This window comes from Bradyrhizobium sp. 138 (genome assembly GCF_023074075.1).
GTDB lineage: Bacteria > Pseudomonadota > Alphaproteobacteria > Rhizobiales > Xanthobacteraceae > Bradyrhizobium.
In genome coordinates this window covers 67194-85350 of record NZ_JADPKT010000002.1, presented here as the reverse complement: position 1 = coordinate 85350, position 18157 = coordinate 67194, and the positions used below count along the sequence as shown (strand labels likewise).

Here is an 18157-nt window from a genome sequence, read left to right as displayed (position 1 = left end):
GCCCCTGCGGCGACGCCGCAGGGGTTGCTTCTTTAGTAGTCATCGGTGGGCAAGGGCGCGACTTTAGCCGCCCACGTCGCTGCTGAGGATGTCGCCGAACAGCTCCCAGCTTTCGCCCTTGAAGCGCATGAGCTGCAACTGGGACAGCGGAGCAAAGTCGGTGGGGCTGGTGTTAACCTTGATGCCCGGCAGCAGGCCGCCGGGTTCGAAATTCTTGATGGCTGCTGCCTGCTTCATGACGTTGGCGCGCGTCAGATCGTCGCCGCATCCCTTCAATACGTGTACGAGCCCCTGGGCTACGATGTATCCGTACATCACCGCCGAATCCGTGCGGTTGGCTTCGGGATAGTACTTGTCGAGGAACTCGTTCCAGGCCTTCATCGCCGGATCGTTCTTCCACTGCGCATCGGTCGGATCCTTGTAGTAGTTCGAGGAGATGATGCCTTGCGAGGCCTCGAAGCCGGCCGGCTTCATGACGCTGCCAATGGAAACCGAGACGTTGTTGAGGAAATGCATCGGCTTCCAGCCGATCTCATGCATCTTCTTGATCGTCTGAGCAGCAAATTTCGGCGTGGTGACGTTGAAGAATACGTCGGCATCCGTCGACTTCAGCTTCACGATGCTGGAGTCGATGGTCGGCTGCGCCACCTCGTAGCTTTCCTCGGCTACGATCATCGACGCCGCCTTGGCGCCGAGGCCGTCCTTCAGGCCCTTGACGTAATCTTTGCCGTAGTCGTCATTCTGATAGAGGATGGCTATCCTGGCGCCCGGCCTCTCCTTCAGAATGTACTTTGCATAGATGCGGCCTTCGGTCTGGTAGTTCGGCTGCCAGCCCATGGTCCACGGGAAATCCTTGGGATCATCCCATTTGGTGGCGCCGGTGGCGACGAACAGTTGCGGCACTTTCTTCGAGTTCATGTATTTCTGGATCGCCGTGTTCGGCGGCGTGCCGAGCGAATTGAAGATCAGAAACACCTCGTCGCTCTCGACCAGCTTGCGTGCCTGTTCCACTGTCTTCGGCGGCGAGTAGGCGTCGTCATAGGTGACGAAACTGATCTTGCGGCCGTTGATGCCGCCTTCCGCGTTGATCTTGCGGAAATACGCCTCCTCGGTCTTGCCGATCACGCCGTAGGCCGAAGCCGGCCCGCTATAGGGCATGATATTGCCGATCTTGATTTCGCTGTCCGATGCGCCGGTGTCGTATTTCTTCTGCGCGAGCGCTGTCGTGGACAGGGTGGCAGCCAGCACGAGGGCGGCCGAGAAGGCCCCCAATCGCACATGCATTGCAGGCATCTTGCTCTCCCTAGGTCGGTTTGAATGTGTCGATTGTTCTTGATTGGAAGCGATCGTATCGCGTCGCCCCTGCACACATTCAATACCCTTCCCAGGCGCCCAGCAAGGAGAACGCCTTTGCAGCGAGGCGATCTTTATTCGAGACGATGCGGAATATTCCGGCGCGTGAGATGAAATGCGCCGTCAATCAGCCGCGCGGAAGTTGTCCTGCGAAATGTGAGCTATTTTGAATTGCGACATTGCGGCACTCAGTGACCGGTCTCGCTGGAGATGATGTCGCCGAACGGCTCCCATTTCCGGCCCTTGAAGCGCATCATCTGCAGCTGCTCGATCGGCGCGAAATTGTCCGGCCCGGTGTTGATCTTGATGCCGGGCAGCAGCGTGTCGGGCTCGAAATCCTTCAAGGAAGCGGCCTGTTTCATGACGTTCTCGCGGGTGAGATCGTCGCCACACATCTGCAGCACCTTCACCATGGTCTGCGCTGCGGCATAGCCGAACGCGACGCCGGCATCGAGCTTGTTGGCCTTGGGATCGTATTGCGCGAGGAAGTTATAGAACCTCTTCATGCCGTCGTCGGCATTCCACTGCGGATCGGAGCCGTCCTTGAGGTAGCTCGCCGACAGGATGCCCTGGGATATCTCGAGGCCGGCCGGCTCGATCACGCCGCCGACCGAGGCCGAGACGTTGGAGACGATGTGGACCGGATGCCAGTTGATCTCCGCCGCCTTCTTGATCGCCTGCGCGGCGAATTTCGGCGTCGTGATGCTGATGAAGATATCGGCGCCCGAGGCCTTCAGCTTGACGACGTGTTCGTCGATCGCGGGCTCGGAGGTGTCGTAGGCCTCCTGCAGCGCGATCATCGAGGCCTTGGCGCCGAGACCGTCCTTCAGCCCCTTCAGATAGTCCTTGCCGAAATCGTCGTTCTGGTAGAGCACGCCGATCTTTCCGTCCGGCTTTTCCTTCAAGATGTACTTGGCGTAGATGCGCGCTTCGCTCGCGTAGCTCGGCTGCCAGCCCATGGTCCAGGGATATTGCTTGGGGTCGTTCCACTTCGAGGCACCGCTCGCCACGAACAATTGCGGCACCTTCTTCTCGTTCATGTATTTGCGGATGGCGCCGTTGGTGGACGTGCCGAGCGAGCCGAAGATCAGGAGCACTCCGTCGCTTTCGACCAGCTTGCGTGCCTGTTCCACCGTCTTCGGCGGCGAATAGGCGTCGTCATAGGAGATGAACCTGATCTTGCGGCCGTTGACGCCGCCCTCGGTATTGACCTTGTTGAAATAGGCTTCCTCGGCCTTGCCGATCGCGGCATAGGCCGAGGCCGGGCCGCTATAGGGCATGATGTTGCCAATTCTGATCTCGGTATCGGAGGCGCCGTTGTCGTACTTCTTCTGCGCCAGTGCCGGGTTGCTTATCGCAGTGCACAAAGCGAGCGCGGTCCACAGGGCCGCAACCTGAAAACGAACGGCGGTCATTGTTCTCCTACCCCGGCTTGGATCGGCGCCGCATTGAACAAGATTGACGCCAGCCGTCAACAAAAAGCCCCCGCGATCGCTCGCGGGGGCTTCTCGAGGGTCGGACTATTGCGTCAGCGTGTCACTCGGTGGCGACGTCGCCGCTGATGATCTCGCCGAACAGTTCCCACTTCTCGCCCTTGAAGCGCATCATCTGGAGCTGCGAAATCGGGGCGAAGTCGGTGGCACCGGTGTTGAGCTTGACGCCGGGCAGCATGGTGTCCGGCGCGAAATCCTTCAACGAGGCCGCCTGCTTCATGATGTTGGCCCTGGTCAGATCGTCACCGCACATTTCCAGCACCTTGGCGAGCGTCGAGGCGGCGCCATAGCCGTACACCATGCTGGTGTCCGACTTGTCGGCACCCGGCATGTACTTGTCGACGAACTCGTTCCACTTCTTCATGCCGGGGTCGTTGGCCCACTGCGGATCCGTCGAATCCTTGGCATAGGCCGCCGACAGCACGCCTTGCGCGTTCTCGAAGCCGGCCGGCTTCATCACGCTGCCGACCGAGATCGACACGTTGGTGAGGATCTGGAGCGGCTTCCAGCTGAGCTCGGCGGTCTTCTTGATGGTCTGGGCCGCGAATTTCGGCGTGGTGTAGATCAGCAGCACGTCGGGATTGGCGGCCTTGATCTTGACGATGTGGCCGTCGATCGACGGCTCGGACACCTCATAGCTCTCCTCCATGATGATCATGGACGAGGCCTTGGCGCCGAGGCCGTCCTTGGTGCCCTTGAGGTAGTCTTTGCCGAAATCGTCGTTCTGGTAGAGGATCGCGACCTTGGCGTCCGGCTTCTCCTTCATCAGCCATTTCGCGTAGATCTGCGCTTCGCTCTGGTAGGAGGGCTGCCAGCCGATGGTCCAGGGGAAGTTCTTCGGGTCGTTCCACTTGGTGGCGCCGGTGGCGACGAAGAGCTGCGGGATCTTCTTGGCGTTGAGGTATTTCTGGATCGCCGTGTTCGAGGGCGTGCCGAGCGGGTTGAACACCACCAGCACCTCGTCGCTCTCGACCAGCTTGCGGACCTGCTCGACGGCCTTGGGCGGCGAATAGCCGTCGTCATAGGTGACGAAGTTGATCTTGCGGCCGTTGATGCCGCCCTTGTCGTTGATCATCTTGAAATAGGCTTCTTCGGTCTTGCCGATGATGCCATAGGCCGACGCCGGACCGCTGTACGGCATGATGTTGCCGATCTTGATCTCGGCATCGGTCGCGCCGGTGTCGTATTTCTTTTGGGCGAGTGCAGCGCCGGAGGTGAGGGCAATGGCCGCCGTTGCCGTGACCAGCGCGGCGGCTCGCAGTGTTCTTCCAAAACGCAATTCGATCTCCTTCGTTTAAACAACAGTCTTTGCGAGTTTCAGTTTCTTCTGACCTTGCCGGCGAATTGCTGGCCCAGGATCGCGATCTGCCTTGCGCCATGCGGCACGAGGTAGATGACGAGGAACAGCAGCACGCCGAACACCGCGCCGGAGAGGCCCTTGGAGATGCTTTCCGCCATGTTCGGCACGAAGATGATGAAGGCAGCACCGACGAACGAGCCGGGCAGCCAGCCGACGCCGCCGACGACCATGCCGAGGAACAGCGAGATCGCCAGCGTGATGGTGTAGCTGTCGGGCGCGACGAACTGCACGGCGATGGCGCCGAGCGAGCCGGCGACGCCGGTGATGCCGGCGGACACCCCGAAGGCCAGCGTCTTGTACAGCGCGACGTTGACACCCATCGAGGAGGCCGCGATCTCGTTGTCGCGGATCGCCATGAAAGCGCGGCCCGAGCGGGAGCGCAGCAGGTTCACCGAGAAGATGTAGATCGCGAGCGTCACAATGAGCGTGAAATAGTACAGCCACATGTCCTGCGACATCGGCAGGCCGAACGGCGCGTCAGGCTTGGTGACGACGAGGCCCTGCACGCCGCCGGTCCAGTGCTCGAGGAAGTTCAGCTTCAGCAGTTGCGGCATCGCGGTCGCCAGCGCGAAGGTCGCGAGCGCGAGATAGACGCCCGACAGCCGCAGCGCCGGCTTGCCGAACAAATAACCGAATCCGAAGCAGACCGTGGCGGAAATCGGAATCGTCAGTGCGTAATTGACATTGAAGTACTCCATCAGCACCGCCGACGTATAAGCACCGACGGCGTAGAACGCGCTTTGGCCGAGCGAGAACTGGCCGCTTCCGCCCGTCAGGATGTTCAGCGCCAGCACGGCGAGCCCGTAGATCAGGAGCATCGTCATCTGGAAGATGACGAAGTTCTTGACGAACACCGGCACGAGCAACAGCACCGCCAGCACCAACAGCGAGGTGCCCGTGCCCAGCGTCATGGCCCGCTTCGGAACCGCCTCGACCGCCTGGTGGCCTTCTGCAACGACTTCTTCTGCAGCGCTCATGATCAAACTCGCTTGACGATGTGCCGGCCGAACAGGCCAGCGGGTTTGACGACCAGGACGGAGATGATCAGCGCGAGCGCGATCGGGAGTTTCAGCTCGTTGCCGACGCCCGGGATGTAGGTGCCGGCGAGGTTCTCGAAGACGCCGACCAGGAAGCCGCCGACCACGGCGCCGAACGGGCTCGACAGTCCGCCGAGCACCGCGGCGGCGAAGCCGTAGATCAAGACGCCACCCATCATGTTGGGCTCGAGGAACACCACCGGTGCGATCAGCATGCCGGCGATCGAGCCGATCGCGGTTGCCATGCCCCAGCCGAGCGCGATCATCCAGCTCGTGTTGATGCCGACCAGGCGGGCCGATTCAGGCACCGAGGCGGCAGCACGCATGGCGAGGCCAATCCTCGTGTACTGGAAGAAGAAATAAAGGCCGAGCAGCAGCAGCACGGTGACACCGATCATGCCGGCCTGGTGGGTCGAGATCAGCTGGCTGCCGAGGAAGGGCGAGGAGCCGAACGGGGTCGGATACTGCTTGATGGTGAAGTCCCAGATCAGGCCGGCCGAGGAGTTGATGATCGCAAACAGCGCGATGAAGCCGGCGACATTGGTCAGCACCGGGGCCTTGGCGAGCGGCTTGAACAGGATGCGCTCGATCGCGATGCCGGCGACAAAGGAGAATGCCAGCGTGATGAGGAAGGCGGCCCAATAGGACAGGCCCCACTGCATCAGCTGCCAGGAGATGAAGGTCGAGAACATCGCCATCTCGCCTTGCGCGAAGTTGAGATGGTCGATGGCCTGGTAGATCATGACCACGGCGAGCGCCATGCAGGCATAGATCGCGCCCGTGGCGATGCCGGCCAGGACCTGGTTGGTGAACAGCTCCATTGTCCGGCTCCCTCAGTAACCCAGATAGGATTTGCGGATTTCTTCGTTGTTCGCGATGTCCTTGGCCTTGCCCGACATCACGATGCGGCCGGTCTCGATCACATAGGCCTGGTCGGCGAGCTCGAGCGCGAGTTGGGCGTTCTGCTCGACCACCAGGATCGACACCTTGTCCTCCCGGTTGATCTTGCCGAGGATGCCGAACAGGTCGCGCACCACCAGTGGCGCGAGGCCGAAGGACGGCTCGTCCAGCAGCATCAGCCGCGGCCGCAGCATCAGGGCGCGGGCAACCGCGAGCATCTGCTGCTCGCCGCCGGACAGCGTGCCGGCCTGCTGGGTGTGGCGCTGCTTCAGCACCGGGAAATGCGCATACATGCGCTCGATGTCGGAGACGATGCCGGCGCTGTCCTTGCGGGTGATAGCCCCGAGCTGGAGGTTCTCCTCCACCGTCATGGTGGTGAAGGTGCCGCGGCCCTGCGGCACATGGGCGATACCGAACCGTACGATGTTCTCGGTCGAGCGGTTGTTCAGCGGCTTGCCGTCGAACTCGATCGCGCCGGTCGAGCGCACCATGTTGCAGATCGCGCGCAGCGTGGTGGTCTTGCCGGCGCCGTTGGCGCCGAGCAGCGTCACGAGCGAGCCCTCGTTGAGCGAGAAGGACAGGCCATGGAGCGCCTGGACCTGGCCGTAATAGGCGCGCAGGTCCTTGACGTTGAGCAGTGTCGTCATTGGTCCTTGCTCCCGAGATAGGCCTTGATGACGTCCGGGTCGGCCTGCACCTGGGCAGGCGTGCCTTCCGCGAGCTTCTTGCCGAAATTCAGCGCGACGACGTGGTCGGCGATCGACATCACGAGGCCCATGTGGTGCTCGACCAGGAGTACGGTCATGTGGCGCTCGTCGCGGATGCGGCGAATGAGGTCGCCAAGCACATGGACTTCCTCATGGTTGAGACCGCCGGCGGGCTCGTCGAGCAGCAGGATCTTCGGATCGGCCGCCAGCGCGCGCGCCAGCTCGACGCGCTTCTGCGTGCCGAAGGGCAGGCCGGAGACGACGGTGTGGGCGACGTCCTCGAGATCGAGATAGGCGAGGATCTCGTGCACCTTCTTGTTGACGCTGGTCTCGCTGCGCCGAACCCAGGCAAGCTTCAGGGAGTCGCTGATGATGTCGCTTGAAGTCTTCGAATGCGCGCCGACGCGGACGTTGTCCATCACCGACAAGTTCGGAAACAGTGCGACGTTCTGGAAGGTGCGGCCGATGCCGATCTCGGCGATCCGGTGCGGCGGCCGCGACAGGATGCTCGTGCCTTCCATCAGGATATCGCCGGACGACGGCTGATACAGCCGCGAGAGGCAGTTGAACAGCGTGGTCTTGCCGGCGCCGTTGGGGCCGATCAGCCCGAGGATCTGGCCCTTGTGCATGTCGAAGGACACGCCGTTGAGCGCGATGATGCCGCCGAACACGACGCTGACGTCGCGAACCGCGAGCAGGGGCGAAGTCCCCTGTGCGAGCTGTGCCTGCGTCATCTCGTCTCGCTCACATCGTTCAGTGAGCAAGGGGGCGATGCGAACCGCTCCCGGTGATGACAAAGGCTATCTGAACCCCTCGGCCACACGCGCAACTTTTCCTCCTGATTTCAGCTTTTTGCTGATGTCTTTTTTTGAATGCGGCATCAGACCCCCGAGCGCCGCTTCGATGTTCCTTACCATCGCTAGGAGACGCGGTCCAATGTCGTTGATCAAACGCTCTTCCGTGAAACGGAATGCGGGGGCGCCGCAATTGAACGCGTAAGGACCGGTTCCGTCGTTGAGCTTGAGCGCGACGCCGGCGGCGCCGATGTCGTCGTGCCAATCGCCGACTGAAATCGCAAAACCGTATTTCGCGACGGTCTCGCCGGAACGTTCCAGCCCGTCGCGCATCTTCGGCCAGCGGCTGCCGTAATGCTCGCGCAGCAGGCGCGAGAGCTCTGCGCGATCGTCGGCGTCGAGCGCCCAGAAATAGGCGCGGCCCATCGCACTGGTTGCAATCGGCACGCGGGAGCCGACGTCAAGTTGAACGCCGACCGTCTCGCTGCCGCGGCTCTGCCCGAAATAGATCATGCTGTGACGGTCGCGGCCGCCGACGGCGACGGCGCCGCCGGTCGCACGCATCACGTCTTCGCGAAACGGTTCGGACAAATGCCGAACACCGAGATTGGCGAGCGCTGCGTAGCCGAGCGACATTGCGGCGGGCGTGAGCTGGTACTTTTCGAAGCGGGGAACCGGCGCCAGATAGCCGAGCTTGGTCAGCGTATAGGTCAGCCGCGATACGGTCGGCTTCGGCAGATTGGTCCGCGCCGCGATCTCCTGATTGCCGAGAAGGCCGTCATTGGGTTGGAATGCGCGCAATACGTCCAGTCCGCGGGAAAGCGCGACGACGAAGTTCCGATCGGTCGCGGTCTTCTTTCCTGTACGCTTCATCCCTGATCTGCTTCTTGCGCGGAGTCGTTGACAACGTCCGTGCTTCAAAATAACCCTGCCGTCAAGATGCGGAATTAAATTCCGCACCGCGAAATCGACAAAAGTATATAGCCCCACCAAGGAGGGACACCGTGAGCGAAGTGGTCAAGCTTGAGCGTCATGACGAAGTCGGCATCGTCACGGTCAACAGCCCTCCGGTCAATGCGCTGAGTGCCGCAGTCCGCGGGGGCATCCTGGAATGCATCAAGGCCGCAATCGCCGATCCCGCCATCAAAGGCATCGTGCTGACCTGTGCCGGCCGCACCTTCATCGCCGGCGCCGACATCACCGAATTCGGCAAGCCGCCGAAGCCGCCCGCCCTCAACGACGTGCTGTCCGAGATCGAGAACTCGCCGAAGCCGGTGGTTGCTGCGATCCATGGCACCGCGCTGGGCGGCGGCCTCGAGGTCGCGCTCGCCTGTCATTTCCGCGTTGCGGTGAAAGAAGCCAAGCTCGGCCTGCCGGAGGTGAAGCTCGGCTTGCTGCCGGGCGCCGGCGGGACCCAGCGCCTGCCGCGCGCGGTCGGTCCCGAACTCGCGGTCAAGATGATCGTCGGCGGTGATCCCATCGGTGCCGCCGAAGCGTTGAAGAACGGCCTGATCGAGGAGATCGTCGAGGGACCGGCATCGGGCGGCGAGGCCTTCGTGCGCAAGCTGCTGGCCGAGAAGCGTCCGCTGCGGCGTCTGCGCGACGATGATTCCAAGCTCGCGGCCGCCAAGGCCGACCGTTCGATCTTCACCAATGCGGTCGCCGCCATGACCAAGAAGTCGCGCGGCCTGGAGGCGCCGTTCGCCGCCGCCGACGCGGTGGGCTACGCCATTGACCTACCTTTCGACGAAGGCTTGAAGAAGGAGCGCGAGGGCTTCCTGAAGCTCGTCGCCAGCGACCAGTCCAAGGCGCAGCGCTATGCCTTCTTCGCCGAGCGCGAAGCCAGCAAGATCGCCGGCGTCCCTGAAGGCACTAAGTCGCGTCCCGTGAACCGCGTCGCCATCCTCGGCGCCGGCACCATGGGCGGCGGCATCGCGATGTCCTTCGCCAATGCCGGCGTTCCCGTCACCCTGATCGAGACCGGCGAGGAGCAGCTCAAGCGCGGCATGGGCATCATGCAGAAGAACTGGGAAGCGACCGCGGCGCGCGGCGGTATCCCGGCTGACGCGCCCGCCAAGCGCATGGCGCTGATCAACGGCGTCGTCGGCATCGAGAATGTCGGCGATGCCGACCTCGTCATCGAAGCGGTGTTCGAGACCATGGCGGTGAAGAAGGAAGTGTTCGGCAAGCTCGACCAATACGTCAAGCCCGGCGCCGTGCTCGCCTCCAACACCTCCTATCTCAACATCGACGAGATCGCGAAGTCGACCAAGCGTCCGCAGGACGTGCTCGGCATGCACTTCTTCTCCCCGGCCAACGTCATGAAGCTGTGCGAGATCGTGCGCGCCGACAAGACCGCGCCGGATGCCCTGGTGACGGCTGTCACCATCGCGCGCAAGATTGCAAAGGTGCCGGCCGTGGTCGGCGTCTGCGACGGTTTCGTCGGCAACCGCATGCTGGCGCAGCGTGGCAAGCAGTCCGAGAAGCTGCTGTTCGAGGGTGCTTTGCCGCAGCAGGTCGATGCCGTGGTGACGAAGTTCGGCATGCCGATGGGCCCGTTCGCGATGGGCGATCTCGCCGGCCTCGACATCGGCTGGCGCTCGCGGAAAGATCGCGGCATCAAGTCGGAGATCGCGGACGCGCTGTGCGAAGCCGGCCGCTTCGGGCAGAAGACCGGCAAGGGCTACTACAAGTACGAAGCCGGCTCCCGCGCGCCGATGCCAGATCCCGAGGTCGAGAAGCTGATCGACGAGACGCTGCTGCGTCTCGGCCGCAAGAAGCGAATCGTCAGCGACGACGAGATCCTCGAGCGGATGATGTATCCGATGATCAACGAGGGCGCGAAGATCCTGGAAGAGGGCATCGCTGCACGTCCCTCCGACATCGACGTGGTCTGGCTCTACGGCTATGGCTGGCCGATCTATCGCGGCGGCCCGATGTTCTGGGCCGACAGCGTCGGCCTCAAGCACATCGCCGATCGCCTGGCCTTCTACGCCAAGGAGACCAACGACCCCAGCCTCGAGCCCGCTCCGCTGCTGAAGAAGCTCGCCGCCGAAGGCAAGACGTTTGCCTCGCTGGCGGCGGCGTCGAAAGCCGCGTGATCGGGTATTGCGCTCCAACTCTCAGTCATTCCGGGATCGATGCTTCGCATCGCCCCGGAATGATGGTCTGTGTGGTTTAATGAAGCAATGATCCATCCCGGCGAACAGTTTTATCCCGAGGGCGTGCGGTGGGACGACACCATCGCCCAGGGCACGCTGCCTGATCTGCTGTCGAAAGCCGCCGCCGACTACGGTCCGCGCACCGCGCTGGAATTCCGCGATCGTGCGATCACCTACACCGAGCTCGCAGCTCAGGCCGCGCGCGCCGCCGCGGCGTTCCTGCGCGCCGGCTGCGGCAAGGGCACGTCAGTCGCGCTGTTCCTTGGCAATTCGCCGGACCACCCCGTCAACTTCTTCGGCGCGCTGAAGGCCGGCGCCCGCATTGCGCATCTGTCGCCGCTCGACGGCGAGATCGCACTGACTCACAAGGTCTCCGATTCCGGCTCGCGCCTGCTCGTCACGTCCAATCTCGCAGCGCTGCTGCCGACGGCGCTGAAATTTCTGGAGAAGGGCCTGGTCGACAAGCTCGTCGTCTGCGAGGATGACAATTGGGGCAAGGTCGGCACGCCGACGGCGGCGATCCCTGATGATTCCCGCATCGTCACCTTCAAAGCCTTCGTCGAGGGCGCGCCCGCGCCGGCAGAATGGCCGAAGGTAACGGCCGACGACGTCGCGCTGCTGCAATATACCGGCGGCACCACCGGCCTGCCCAAGGGCGCGATGCTGACGCACGGCAATCTCACCTCCGCTGTGTCGATCTATGACGTCTGGGGCAAGCCGTCGCGCGCCGCGCGCGGCGATGTCATCGAGCGCGTGATCTGCGTGCTGCCGCTGTTCCACATTTACGCGCTCACCGTGGTGCTGCTGTCCTCGCTCAGCCGCGGCAATCTGATCTCGCTGCATCAACGCTTCGACGTCGAAGCCGTGATGCGCGACATCGAGGTCAAGCGCGCGACCTATTTTCCGGGCGTGCCGACGATGTGGATCGCGATCGCGGCGCTGCCTGACCTCGACAAGCGCGACTTCTCCTCGCTCGTCACCATTGGCTCCGGCGGCGCGCCGCTGCCGGTGGAGATCGCGAACTTCTTCGAGCGCAAGGTCGGCAAGAAGCTGCGCAGCGGCTGGGGCATGACCGAGACCTGCTCGCCCGGCACCGGCCATCCGCCCACAGGTCCCGACAAGCCCGGCTCGATCGGCCTGATGTTGCCAGGCATCGAGCTCGATGTCGTCGCGCTGGACAATCCGACACGCGTATTGCCACCCGGTGAGGTCGGCGAGATCCGCATCAAGGGCCCGAACGTCACCAGGGGCTACTGGAACAGGCCCGAGGGATCGGCGGAGGCCTTCGTCGACGGCCGCTTCCTCACCGGCGACATCGGCTACGTCGACACCGACGGCTATTTCTTCCTCGTCGACCGCAAGAAGGACATGATCATCTCCGGCGGCTTCAACGTCTATCCGCAGATGATCGAGCAGGCGATCTACACCATACCAGGCGTGCACGAGGTGATCGTGCTCGGCATTCCCGACCCCTATCGCGGCGAGGCCGCGAAGGCCTTCATCAAACTCAGGCCCGAGGCAAAACCGTTCTCGCTCGACGAGCTGCGTGCGCAGCTGGCCGGCAGGCTCGGCAAGCATGAATTGCCGGCCGCGGTCGAATTCCTTGACGATCTGCCGCGCACGCCGGTCGGAAAATTGTCACGCCACGAATTGCGCCAGCAGCAGAAACCGTCACAATCCAAACCATAGATAAGTAAGTTCACAGGAGGATCCGATGGATCTCGCATTCACGAAAGAAGAGCAGGCGTTTCGCGAGGAAGTGCGGCAGTTCTTCCGCGACAACGTGCCGCCGGATACGCGGCGCAAGATGGTCGAGGGCCGCCACCTCTCGAAGGACGAGATGGTGACCTGGTGGCGCATCCTCAACAAGAAGGGCTGGGGCGTCAGCCACTGGCCGACGCAATATGGCGGCACCGGCTGGACCTCAGTGCAGCATTACATCTTCAACGAAGAGCTGCAGTCCTATCCGGCGCCGCAGCCGCTTGCCTTCGGCGTCAGCATGGTCGGCCCGGTGATCTACACCTTCGGCAACGAGGAGCAGAAGAAGAAGTATCTGCCGCGCATCGCCAATGTCGACGATTGGTGGTGCCAGGGGTTTTCGGAGCCCGGCTCCGGCTCCGACCTCGCTTCGCTCAAGACCAAGGCCGAGCGCAAGGGCGACAAGTGGATCATCAACGGCCAGAAGACCTGGACCACGCTGGCCCAGCACGCCGACATGATCTTCTGCCTGTGCCGGACCGACAACAATGCCAAGAAGCAGATGGGCATCTCCTTCATCGTGTTCTCGATGAAGTCGAAGGGCGTCACCGTGCGCCCGATCCAGACCATCGACGGCGGCGCCGAGGTCAACGAGGTGTTCTTCGACGACGTCGAGGTGCCCTATGAGAACCTGATCGGCGAAGAGAACAAGGGCTGGGACTACGCCAAATTCCTGCTCGGCAACGAGCGCACCGGCATCGCCCGCGTCGGCGTTTCCAAGGAGCGGTTGCGCCGCATCAAGGACCTTGCCTCCAAGGTCGAATCCGCCGGCAAGCCGATGATCCAGGACGCCGCCTTCCGCGAGAAGCTGGCGGCCTGCGAGATCGAACTGAAGGCGCTCGAGCTGACCCAGCTCCGCGTCGTCGCCGACGAGGGCAAGCACGGCAAAGGCAAGCCCAATCCGGCCTCCTCGGTGCTGAAGATCAAGGGCTCCGAGATCCAGCAGACCACCACCGAGCTGCTGATGGAAGTGATCGGCCCGTTCGCTGCTCCTTTCGATGTACACGGCGACGACGGCTCGAACGAAGCCATGGATTGGACCGCCCAGATCGCGCCGAGCTACTTCAACAACCGCAAGGTCTCGATCTACGGCGGCTCCAACGAGATCCAGCGCAACATCATCGCCAAGGCGGTGCTGGGATTGTGATTCCTGCCTGTCACCACGCACTCGCCGTCATGGCCGGGCTTGTCCCGGCCATCCGCGCCTAGCGCACGAAGAACGTGGATGCCCGGCACGAGGCCGGGCATGACGACATCAGATACCGGAGAGTAGAGCAAAATGGATTTTGATCTGAACGAGGAGCAGCGGCTTCTCAAGGAAAGCATCGACGGCCTCTTGACCGATTCCTACGATTTCGAGCAGCGCAAGAAATACATGAAGGAGAAGGGTGGCTGGAGCAAAACGGTCTGGCTCAAGCTTGCCGAGCAGGGCCTGCTCGGCCTTCCCTTCAGCGAGGCTGATGGCGGCTTCGGCGGCGGCGGCGTCGAGACCATGATCGTGATGGAGGCGCTCGGCAAGGCGCTGGTGCTCGAGCCTTATCTCGCGACGGTGGTGATCGGCGGCGGCTTCCTGCGCCATGCCGGCACCGACGCGCAGAAGGCCGCGCACGTGCCAGGGATCATCGACGGCAGCAAGACGCTGGCGTTCGCCCAGCTTGAGAAGAATTCGCGCTACGATCTGTTCGACGTCTCGACGACCGCGAAGAAGAAGGGCGACGGCTGGGTGATCGACGGCGAGAAGTTCGTCGTGCTCAACGGCGAGAATGCCGACACCCTCGTCGTCACCGCGCGCACCAAGGGCGACCGCCGGGACAAGACCGGCATCGGCGTGTTCCTGGTCCCCGCCAACGCCAAGGGCGTTGCGAAGAAGTCCTATCCGACCCAGGACGGCCTGCACGCCGCCGACATCACCTTCACCGGCGTCGAGATCGGCCCGGACGCGGTGCTCGGCAATCCCGAGGATTCGCTCGTGCTGATCGAGCGCGTGGTCGATGAGGCCCGCATCGCGCTCTGCGCCGAGGCGGTCGGCCTGATGGACGAATCCCTCAAGACCACGGTCGAGTACATCAAGACCCGAAAGCAGTTCGGCGTCGCGATCGGCTCGTTCCAATCGCTGCAGCACCGCGCCTCCGACATGTTCGTCGCGGCCGAACAGGCGCGCTCGATGTCGATGTTCGCGACCATGGCTGGTGATTTCGAGAACGCGCAGGAGCGCACGAACGCCATCGCGGCTGCCAAGGTGCAGATCGGCAAGTCGCTGAAATTCGTCGGACAGCAGGCGATCCAGCTGCACGGCGGCATCGGCATGACCATGGAGGCGAAGATCGGCCATTACTTCAAGCGCCTCACCATGATCGAGAACAGCTTCGGGGACACCGACTACCACCAGCGCCGCGTCGCGGACGCGGGCGGGCTGATCTGACGCCTTGGCGTCATTCCGGGGGGCGCGAAGCGCGAACCCGGAATCTCGCGCTACAACGTCTGGATTCCGGGTTCACGCGCGACGCGCGTGCCCCGGAATGACGACGAGATAGGGAGCCCAACAACAATGAAAAACACCCCGTTCGATCTCACCGGCAAGGTCGCTGTGGTCACCGGCTCCAGCCGCGGCATCGGCCGCTCCTCCGCCGAACTCCTGGCAAAGCTCGGGGCCAAGGTCGTGGTGTCTTCGCGCAAGGCGGACGCCTGCAAAGAGGTCGCCGACGGCATCAATGCGTCCGGCGGCGATGCCATCGTCATCCCCTGCAACATCGCGCGCAAGACCGAGGTCGAGGCGCTGATCTCCGGCGCCACGAAGCATTACGGCAAGATCGACATCCTCGTCTGCAACGCCGCGGTGAATCCCTATTATGGCCCGCTGCTCGACATCACCGATGAGGCCTTCGACAAGATCATGGGCTCGAACGTCAAGAGCAACATCTGGCTCTCCGCGCTCGCGATCCCGCAAATGGCCGAGCGCGGCGGTGGCTCCGTGATCATCATCTCCTCGATCGGCGGTTTGCGCGGCTCCACCGTGATCGGCGCCTACGGCATCTCCAAGGCAGCCGATTTCGCACTGTGCCGCTCGCTCGCCGGCGAATGGGGTCCGAAGGGCGTCCGCGTCAACTGCATCGCGCCCGGTCTCGTCAAGACCGATTTCGCCCGCGCGCTCTGGGAAGACGAAGCCAACCTCAAGCGCCGCACCGCCACCACGCCGCTGCGCCGTATCGGCGAGCCCGACGAGATCGCCGGTGCGGTGGCCTATCTCGCCTCGGATGCGTCGAGCTTCATGACGGGACAAACCATCGTCATCGACGGTGGCGTTACCACCGCGGCGGTCTAGCCGCCGTGCGCTCCGTGAGCGCGCCCTCAATGGCACGCACGACGATCAGGGCGGACCGCTCGTCGAGATGCACGCCGTCGGCCCAGCGCAGCTCGCTGCGCGCCGGGTCAATCGGCAGCCAGAGCGCGTGGTCCGGGAAGGCTTCGTGGACGATCTCGCCGGTCATCCGGACCAGGCGCGAGCCCTCGATCTCCGGCGCGAAGGGAATGTGGATCAGGAAGACGCGGACCCCACGCCGCTGCAGATCGTCGATCAGCTGCCGCATGCGGACCACGTTCGCGCGTGCCGGCGCGGTCGGCTCGCCCTCATTCATCTGCTCCAGCGCGCGGTCGAGATAGAGCTTGTTGTCGTAGCTATCAGGCGGCTGGCGGAGCAGGCGATCCTGCTCAGTGCGCGCCTGTGCGGCATCGGGGGCCGCGTGATTCCAGGTCTCATAGGCCGCGACCGCCGTGCGCACCGGGCGCAACAGCAGCACATCCGTGCGCACGCTGCCTGAAAATCTCTCGATCAGCGCGCTGTCGGGCGCGCGTGACAGGATGTTGGTCTCGATCAGGACGATCTTCGGCGGGTATATCCGCTTCGCGACGATCTCGAGGCCCGTCACCGGCGAGCCGCCGGCCAGCGCGAGATTGCGGACGCGCGGACGCGAGAAATACTCCTCCTTGAGGCGCCAGGCGACCGAGCTGCCGACCAGCACGAGTTCAGGCGTCGGCTCCCGCACATAGCGGTTGAGCGTGACGAGGCTGCCGTCGCGGGTCGTGACGGCCGGTTGCTGCAGAGCCGAGCCGAACCGCACTGTCGCCAGGCCGCAGGCAAGCAGCACCGCGGCGGCAGCAACCGCGCATTTGACCAGCCATGAAAGCGTCGAGAGCTGCCGCATCGTCAGAACTGGAAGTAGATGAAGGCGCTGTAGGGCCCGGCTTCGAGGTAAGCGAGCGCCGCCAGCGCACCATAGAGATACGGCTCCCACCGCCGCAGCCGGCCCGCGACCAGCACGCCGATGCCGGCATGCTGGATGATCACCGGCAAGGCGCAGAGCAAAGCGAGATTGGTGAACAGCTTTGGCGGATTGGGCGCGTCCGTCGCGGTGAACATGCCCTTGAGGTAGCCGAGCGCGTGGTCGAAGTTCGGCAGCTTGAAGAAGATCCAGAGCATGGTGACGCAGAAGAATACGATCCCCATCCGGAGCACCCGCAGCGCAGGGCCCGCATCGCCGAGAAATTTCAGGAACGGCCGCTCGACGACCAGCAGCAGCCCGTGCGCCATGCCCCACAGCGCGTAGCTCAGGCTCGCGCCATGCCAGAGCCCGCCGAGCGTCATCACGATCATCAGGTTGAGATAGGTGCGCATCCGTCCATGCCGGTTGCCGCCGAGCGGAATGTACAGATAGGTCCTGAGCCAGCTCGACAGCGAGATATGCCAGCGCGTCCAGAACTCGGAAAACGATGTCGAGATGTAGGGCAGGTTGAAGTTGACGGGCAGGCGGTAGCCGAACAGCAAGCCGAGGCCGAGCGCGATCGCCGAGTAGCCGAAGAAGTCGGCGTAGATCTGGTAGCTGTAGAGGAACACCAGCAGCCAGCGGTCCTGCGTGCGCAGCGTCTCGTAAAGCGGGAAGTCCATATAGGACGTCATCTCGTTGAGATTGTTCGCCACATACAGCTTGAAGAAATAGCCGAGGAGAATCCATCTCGCGGCCTCGATGAAGACAACGTCATCGATTCGCTTGGGAACGATCTGCGGCATGAACTGGGCGGCGCGGGTGATCGGACCGGAGACGAGCTGCGGAAAGAAGATGATGTAGAGGAACACATCGCGCAGGGGTGCGGCGCGCTTCTCGCGCGTCAGGTCGACCAGCAGGCTGATGTTGTGGAACACGAAGAACGAAATGCCGATCGGCAGCCGCAGCCGCAGCAGGACGTCGATCGGTGCAGCGCCGGTCAGATCGGCCGCGCCAGCATCGACGAACAGGAACTTGTATTTGAAGAACGCCAGCAGACCGAGATTGAAGACGATGCCGGCCGGCATCCAGACGGCGCGGTTCTCGAACGCGAGCACCAGGCAGACATGGGTGCCCAGCACCGCAACTGGCCGAAGCCGTAGAAGAACACGCTCGCGGCTACCAGCAACTGCACCTGGAAACGGCGCAGCGCCGGCAGGTAATAGGCGCCGAACACGACCGCGACGAAGGTGCCGAACTGAAAGGAAGTAAAGGTCATGCCGCCGCGTTTCCCCGGTCCGGCGTGTACCATCTTTGCGGAAGCGGTCCTAGCCT

Annotated in this window: 15 protein-coding genes; 5 read left to right on the top strand and 10 right to left on the bottom strand. The window is 63.2% G+C overall.

Features of this window, described 5'->3' with window-relative positions; genetic code table 11:
• Positions 1-63: 63 nt before the first annotated feature.
• From IVA79_RS00680 to IVA79_RS00645, 8 genes are all read right to left on the bottom strand, one after another.
• Positions 64-1293, bottom strand: coding sequence for an ABC transporter substrate-binding protein (locus IVA79_RS00680; RefSeq protein WP_247549530.1), 1230 nt, complete (start codon positions 1291-1293; stop codon positions 64-66).
• A 248-nt stretch (positions 1294-1541) separates the two neighbouring features.
• Positions 1542-2768 (bottom strand): ABC transporter substrate-binding protein, encoded by a 1227-nt coding sequence (locus IVA79_RS00675; RefSeq protein ID WP_247549528.1) that lies wholly within the window; start codon positions 2766-2768, stop codon positions 1542-1544.
• A gap of 121 nt (positions 2769-2889) precedes the next feature.
• The gene (locus IVA79_RS00670; protein ID WP_247549527.1) at positions 2890-4125 is read right to left on the bottom strand and encodes an ABC transporter substrate-binding protein; all 1236 of its coding nucleotides are present in this window, start codon (positions 4123-4125) and stop codon (positions 2890-2892) included.
• Between the two features lie 38 nt (positions 4126-4163).
• A complete protein-coding gene (locus tag IVA79_RS00665) occupies positions 4164-5183 on the bottom strand; it encodes a branched-chain amino acid ABC transporter permease (RefSeq protein WP_247549525.1) in 1020 nt (339 codons plus the stop codon).
• Positions 5184-5185: 2 nt separating this feature from the next.
• Entirely contained in the window at positions 5186-6064 is an 879-nt protein-coding gene (locus IVA79_RS00660; RefSeq protein WP_126259693.1) for a branched-chain amino acid ABC transporter permease, read from the bottom strand.
• Between the two features lie 12 nt (positions 6065-6076).
• Complete coding sequence (locus tag IVA79_RS00655; RefSeq protein WP_172784950.1) at positions 6077-6790, bottom strand: ABC transporter ATP-binding protein; 714 nt, start codon at positions 6788-6790, stop codon at positions 6077-6079.
• Positions 6787-7584, bottom strand: coding sequence for an ABC transporter ATP-binding protein (locus tag IVA79_RS00650; protein WP_247549524.1), 798 nt, complete (start codon positions 7582-7584; stop codon positions 6787-6789). The genes IVA79_RS00655 and IVA79_RS00650 overlap by 4 nt, the downstream gene beginning before the upstream one ends.
• Before the next feature lie 66 nt (positions 7585-7650).
• Positions 7651-8517, bottom strand: a complete 867-nt coding sequence (locus tag IVA79_RS00645; protein WP_247549522.1) for an IclR family transcriptional regulator — start codon at positions 8515-8517, stop codon at positions 7651-7653.
• A gap of 131 nt (positions 8518-8648) precedes the next feature.
• Between IVA79_RS00645 and IVA79_RS00640 the strand changes: the two genes are divergently transcribed.
• The 5 genes from IVA79_RS00640 to IVA79_RS00620 all read left to right on the top strand — a co-directional run bounded on the left by IVA79_RS00640 (position 8649) and on the right by IVA79_RS00620 (position 15885).
• Positions 8649-10745, top strand: coding sequence for a 3-hydroxyacyl-CoA dehydrogenase NAD-binding domain-containing protein (locus IVA79_RS00640; RefSeq protein WP_247549520.1), 2097 nt, complete (start codon positions 8649-8651; stop codon positions 10743-10745).
• A gap of 87 nt (positions 10746-10832) precedes the next feature.
• Complete coding sequence (pimA, locus tag IVA79_RS00635; RefSeq protein WP_247549518.1) at positions 10833-12494, top strand: dicarboxylate--CoA ligase PimA; 1662 nt, start codon at positions 10833-10835, stop codon at positions 12492-12494.
• A gap of 25 nt (positions 12495-12519) precedes the next feature.
• Positions 12520-13710: a pimeloyl-CoA dehydrogenase large subunit gene (gene pimC, locus IVA79_RS00630; RefSeq protein WP_247549516.1), complete on the top strand. Its 1191-nt coding sequence runs from the start codon at positions 12520-12522 to the stop codon at positions 13708-13710.
• A gap of 132 nt (positions 13711-13842) precedes the next feature.
• Entirely contained in the window at positions 13843-14985 is a 1143-nt protein-coding gene (gene pimD, locus IVA79_RS00625) for a pimeloyl-CoA dehydrogenase small subunit (RefSeq protein ID WP_247549514.1), read from the top strand.
• 126 nt (positions 14986-15111) lie between these two features.
• Positions 15112-15885 (top strand): SDR family oxidoreductase, encoded by a 774-nt coding sequence (locus IVA79_RS00620; protein ID WP_247549513.1) that lies wholly within the window; start codon positions 15112-15114, stop codon positions 15883-15885.
• On the opposite strand, the gene IVA79_RS00615 is transcribed toward IVA79_RS00620, so the two are convergent.
• Both IVA79_RS00615 and IVA79_RS00610 read right to left on the bottom strand, forming a co-directional pair.
• A complete protein-coding gene (locus IVA79_RS00615; RefSeq protein WP_247549512.1) occupies positions 15866-16765 on the bottom strand; it encodes a hypothetical protein in 900 nt (299 codons plus the stop codon). The two genes, IVA79_RS00620 and IVA79_RS00615, sit on opposite strands and share 20 nt — an antisense overlap.
• A gap of 2 nt (positions 16766-16767) precedes the next feature.
• A complete protein-coding gene (locus IVA79_RS00610; RefSeq protein ID WP_247549510.1) occupies positions 16768-17964 on the bottom strand; it encodes an MBOAT family O-acyltransferase in 1197 nt (398 codons plus the stop codon).
• Positions 17965-18157: the final 193 nt, after the last annotated feature.